This window comes from Gordonia sp. CPCC 205333 (assembly GCF_048537885.1).
GTDB lineage: Bacteria > Actinomycetota > Actinomycetes > Mycobacteriales > Mycobacteriaceae > Gordonia.
In genome coordinates this window covers 1-5,586 of sequence record NZ_JBCLVI010000006.1, presented here as the reverse complement: position 1 = coordinate 5,586, position 5,586 = coordinate 1, and the positions used below count along the sequence as shown (strand labels likewise).

Annotated in this window: 1 protein-coding gene and 3 rRNA genes; 3 read left to right on the top strand and 1 reads right to left on the bottom strand. The window is 53.8% G+C overall.

Going from position 1 to position 5,586, the window contains the following annotated elements; genetic code table 11:
- Positions 1 to 222 (bottom strand): hypothetical protein (locus tag AAFP29_RS21190; protein WP_419219427.1); only part of this gene is annotated, 222 nt, incomplete at its 3' end.
- Between AAFP29_RS21190 and AAFP29_RS21185 the strand changes: the two genes are divergently transcribed.
- The 3 genes from AAFP29_RS21185 to rrf all read left to right on the top strand — a co-directional run bounded on the left by AAFP29_RS21185 (position 218) and on the right by rrf (position 5,584).
- Positions 218 to 1,739, top strand: a 16S ribosomal RNA gene (locus tag AAFP29_RS21185). The genes AAFP29_RS21190 and AAFP29_RS21185 overlap by 5 nt on opposite strands.
- Positions 1,740 to 2,157: 418 nt before the next feature.
- Positions 2,158 to 5,297 (top strand): 23S ribosomal RNA (locus AAFP29_RS21180).
- Between the two features lie 170 nt (positions 5,298 to 5,467).
- Positions 5,468 to 5,584: ribosomal RNA gene (gene rrf, locus AAFP29_RS21175) — 5S ribosomal RNA — on the top strand.
- The 16S, 23S and 5S rRNA genes sit together here, the layout of an rRNA operon.
- Positions 5,585 to 5,586: the final 2 nt, after the last annotated feature.

The following is a 5,586-nucleotide window of genomic DNA, read 5'->3' as shown; positions in this document are numbered from 1 at the left end:
GTGGGTGTGTGTTCTTTGAGAACTCGATAGTGTGTGATGGATTGTTTGATGCCAATTTTTTTTTGGGTGTCTGCTGTTTTTTGGTGGGTGCTCGATTTTTTGGTGTCTGTTTGAGTCTTTTTTTGAAGATTTTTTGATGGATGCTTGTTTTTGGATTTGGTTGGGGTTTTTTCTCTTCTGAATGTTTTTTTGAAATCCTTTTGGGTTTTGATGTTTTTTCATGGAGAGTTTGATCCTGGCTCAGGACGAACGCTGGCGGCGTGCTTAACACATGCAAGTCGAACGGAAAGGCCCCTTTGGGGGTACTCGAGTGGCGAACGGGTGAGTAACACGTGGGTGATCTGCCCTGAACTTCGGGATAAGCCTGGGAAACTGGGTCTAATACCGGATATGACCATGCCATGCATGTGGTGTGGTGGAAAGCCTTGTGCGGTTTGGGATGGGCCCGCGGCCTATCAGCTTGTTGGTGGGGTAATGGCCTACCAAGGCGACGACGGGTAGCCGACCTGAGAGGGTGATCGGCCACACTGGGACTGAGACACGGCCCAGACTCCTACGGGAGGCAGCAGTGGGGAATATTGCACAATGGGCGCAAGCCTGATGCAGCGACGCCGCGTGAGGGATGACGGCCTTCGGGTTGTAAACCTCTTTCGCCAGGGACGAAGCTTTTGTGACGGTACCTGGAGAAGAAGCACCGGCCAACTACGTGCCAGCAGCCGCGGTAATACGTAGGGTGCGAGCGTTGTCCGGAATTACTGGGCGTAAAGAGCTCGTAGGCGGTTTGTCACGTCGTCTGTGAAATTCTGCAGCTTAACTGTAGGCGTGCAGGCGATACGGGCAGACTTGAGTACTACAGGGGAGACTGGAATTCCTGGTGTAGCGGTGAAATGCGCAGATATCAGGAGGAACACCGGTGGCGAAGGCGGGTCTCTGGGTAGTAACTGACGCTGAGGAGCGAAAGCGTGGGTAGCGAACAGGATTAGATACCCTGGTAGTCCACGCCGTAAACGGTGGGTACTAGGTGTGGGTTCCTTTTCACGGGATCCGTGCCGTAGCTAACGCATTAAGTACCCCGCCTGGGGAGTACGGCCGCAAGGCTAAAACTCAAAGGAATTGACGGGGGCCCGCACAAGCGGCGGAGCATGTGGATTAATTCGATGCAACGCGAAGAACCTTACCTGGGTTTGACATACACTAGAAAGCTGTAGAGATATAGCCCCCCTTGTGGTTGGTGTACAGGTGGTGCATGGCTGTCGTCAGCTCGTGTCGTGAGATGTTGGGTTAAGTCCCGCAACGAGCGCAACCCTTGTCCTGTATTGCCAGCGGGTTATGCCGGGGACTTGCAGGAGACTGCCGGGGTCAACTCGGAGGAAGGTGGGGACGACGTCAAGTCATCATGCCCCTTATGTCCAGGGCTTCACACATGCTACAATGGCGCGTACAGAGGGCTGCGAGACCGTGAGGTGGAGCGAATCCCTTAAAGCGCGTCTCAGTTCGGATTGGGGTCTGCAACTCGACCCCATGAAGTCGGAGTCGCTAGTAATCGCAGATCAGCAACGCTGCGGTGAATACGTTCCCGGGCCTTGTACACACCGCCCGTCACGTCATGAAAGTCGGTAACACCCGAAGCCGGTGGCCTAACCCCTTGTGGGAGGGAGCTGTCGAAGGTGGGATCGGCGATTGGGACGAAGTCGTAACAAGGTAGCCGTACCGGAAGGTGCGGCTGGATCACCTCCTTTCTAAGGAGCACACAACACTCCCAGGTGCAACTCGAATGTGGTTGTGGTGGGTGTGTGTTCATGGGTGAAACATCAAACATGTCACTGATATCTGCCGGCCTCTAGTGTTGGTGGGTGGGTGGTTGTTCTCTGCTGTGAGGTGGGGATGCTATTGCACACTATCGGGGTTCTGAGGGAACACGCGAAACTGTTGTTTTGTGGTGTTGTTTCAGTGTATGCCCAGTGATTTCCGCCTGGTTGCCATGTGTTGTGGTGGGTGTTGGGGTTGGTGGGTGTGTGTTGTTTGAGAATTGTATAGTGGATGCGAGCATCTTTATTTGTTTGTAAGTGTTATATTTTTTTTTGTTTGTGCATGCTTGGTGATGTTTACATTCGATTCTGTCTGTCTTTGTGGTGGGCGGGGTTGTTTGTAGGTGTTGGGTAAGTGTGTAAGGGCGTTCGGTGGATGCCTTGGTACCAGGAGCCGATGAAGGACGTTGGAGGCTGCGATAAGCCTCGGGGAGCTGTCAACCGAGCTGTGATCCGAGGGTGTCCGAATGGGGAAACCCAGCACCAGTGATGTGGTGTTACCACTGGGTGAATGTATAGCCTGTGTGGAGGGAACGTGGGGAAGTGAAACATCTCAGTACCCATAGGAAGAGAAAACAATTGTGATTCCGTGAGTAGTGGCGAGCGAAAGCGGAGGATGGCTAAACCATGCGCATGTGAGACTCGGCAGGGGTTGTGTGTGTGGGGTTGTGGGGTCATGCTTTTCAGTGCTGCCGTGCTGGAGGTGAGTGAGAAAATCATGCGCTAGGTGAAGTGGCCTGGGATGGTCTGCCGTAGACGGTGAGAGTCCGGTAGCTGAAAGTGTGTGATCTTGCCTGTGTGATGCCCAAGTAGCAGCGGGCTCGTGGAATCTGCTGTGAATCTGCCGGGACCACCCGGTAAGCCTGAATACTTCCTGGTGACCGATAGCGGACTAGTACCGTGAGGGAAAGGTGAAAAGTACCCCGGGAGGGGAGTGAAATAGTACCTGAAACCGGACGCTTACAATCCGTCAGAGCCTGTGCATCCTTTAGTGGATGGTGGGTGATGGCGTGCCTTTTGAAGAATGAGCCTGCGAGTCAGTGCTCAGTGGCAAGGTTAACCCGTGTGGGGTAGCCGTAGCGAAAGCGAGTCTGAATAGGGCGTGTAGTCGCTGGGTCTGGACCCGAAGCGGAGTGATCTACCCATGGCCAGGGTGAAGCGACGGTAAGACGTCGTGGAGGCCCGAACCCACTTCAGTTGAAAATGGAGGGGATGAGTTGTGGGTAGGGGTGAAAGGCCAATCAAACTCCGTGATAGCTGGTTCTCCCCGAAATGCATTTAGGTGCAGCGTCACATGTTTCACTCTGGAGGTAGAGCTACTGGATGGCCGATGGGCCCTACTAGGTTACTGACGTCAGCTAAACTCCGAATGCCAGGGTGTGAGAGTGTGGCAGTGAGACTGCGGGCGATAAGGTTCGTAGTCGAGAGGGAAACAGCCCAGATCGCCGGCTAAGGCCCCTAAGCGTGTACTAAGTGGAAAAGGATGTGGGATTACAGAGACAACCAGGAGGTTGGCTTAGAAGCAGCCACCCTTGAAAGAGTGCGTAATAGCTCACTGGTCAAGTGATCCTGCGCCGACAATGTAGCGGGGCTCAAGTACACCGCCGAAGCCGCGGCACTCACATATTAAGCTTGTCTTCTGTTTGCGGATGGTTGACTAGGTGTGTGGGTGGGTAGGGGAGCGTCCTGCATCCAGGGAAGCATCGGCGTGAGCTAGGTGTGGAGGGTGTGGGAGTGAGAATGCAGGCATGAGTAGCGAAAGACAAGTGAGAAACTTGTCCGCCGAATGACCAAGGGTTCCTGGGCCAGGTTAATCCGCCCAGGGTGAGTCGGGACCTAAGGCGAGGCCGACAGGCGTAGTCGATGGACAACGGGTTGATATTCCCGTACCCGTGTATCCGCGCCAAATGCTGAATCAACTGTACTAACTGCCCAAATCTGATCTGATCTCCTTCGGGAGGCGTGATTGGTGCTGCGTGGGACCTTGGTTGTAGTAGGTAAGCGATGGGGTGACGCAGGAAGGTAGTGGGGCCAGTCAGTGGTTGTACTGGTGTAAGCCTGTAGGGAGTGTGATAGGTAAATCCGTTGCACATATATCCTGAGAGGTGATGCGTAACCGTAGTGGTGAATTCCATGATCCTATGCTGCCGAGAAAAGCCTCTAGTGAGTTGGTACACGGCCCGTACCCCAAACCGACACAGGTGGTCAGGTAGAGAATACTAAGGCGATCGAGAGAACTGTGGTTAAGGAACTCGGCAAAATGCCCCCGTAACTTCGGGAGAAGGGGGACCATTTCTGGTGATGATCTTTTCGGTCTGAGCTGGGGGTGGTCGCAGAGACCAGAGAGAAGCGACTGTTTACTAAAAACACAGGTCCGTGCGAAGTCGTAAGACGATGTATACGGACTGACGCCTGCCCGGTGCTGGAAGGTTAAGAGGACCGGTTAATCAACATTGTTGGTGAAGCTGAGAATTTAAGCCCCAGTAAACGGCGGTGGTAACTATAACCATCCTAAGGTAGCGAAATTCCTTGTCGGGTAAGTTCCGACCTGCACGAATGGCGTAACGACTTCTCTGCTGTCTCAACCACAGACTCGGCGAAATTGCAGTACGAGTAAAGATGCTCGTTACGCGCGGCAGGACGAAAAGACCCCGGGACCTTCACTATAGCTTGGTATTGGTGTTCGGTTCGGTTTGTGTAGGATAGGTGGGAGACTGTGATGCATGCACGCTAGTGTGTGTGGAGTCGTTGTTGAAATACCACTCTGATCGTATTGGACTTCTAACCTCGGACCATGATCTGGTTCAGGGACAGTGCCTGGTGGGTAGTTTAACTGGGGCGGTTGCCTCCCAAAATGTAACGGAGGCGCCCAAAGGTTCCCTCAGCCTGGTTGGCAATCAGGTGTTGAGTGTAAGTGCACAAGGGAGCTTGACTGTGAGACGTACATGTCGAGCAGGGACGAAAGTCGGGACTAGTGATCCGGCACCGGCAAGTGGAAGCGGTGTCGCTCAACGGATAAAAGGTACCCCGGGGATAACAGGCTGATCTTCCCCAAGAGTCCATATCGACGGGATGGTTTGGCACCTCGATGTCGGCTCGTCGCATCCTGGGGCTGGAGTAGGTCCCAAGGGTTGGGCTGTTCGCCCATTAAAGCGGCACGCGAGCTGGGTTTAGAACGTCGTGAGACAGTTCGGTCTCTATCCGCCGCGCGCGTAAGAAACTTGAGGAAACCTGTCCCTAGTACGAGAGGACCGGGACGGACGAACCTCTGGTGTGCCAGTTGTACCACCAGGTGCACTGCTGGTTAGCTACGTTCGGAAGGGATAACCGCTGAAAGCATCTAAGCGGGAAGCCTGTTCCAAGATGAGGTTTCTCACCCCCCTTTTGCGGGGTTAAGGCCCCCCACAGACCATGGGGTTGATAGGCCAGAACTGTACGCACCGTAAGGTGTTTAGGTGACTGGTACTAATCGGCCGAGGACTTACCAACACCCCAACCTTCATGGCGGGTGTCACACACAAATATTTTTTTGGTGAGCACAACAATATAAACGATAACCAAACAAATACTTTTGGTTCGCATCCACTATGCAACTCTGAAACAACACACAACACCCCAAACACAGCATGTGTGTGGGGTGGTGGACAGTTTCATAATGTTTCGGCGGCTATAGCGGAGGGGAAACGCCCGGCCCCATTCCGAACCCGGAAGCTAAGCCCTCCAGCGCCAATGGTACTGCACCCTAACCAGTGTGGGAGAGTAGGACACCGCCGAACTA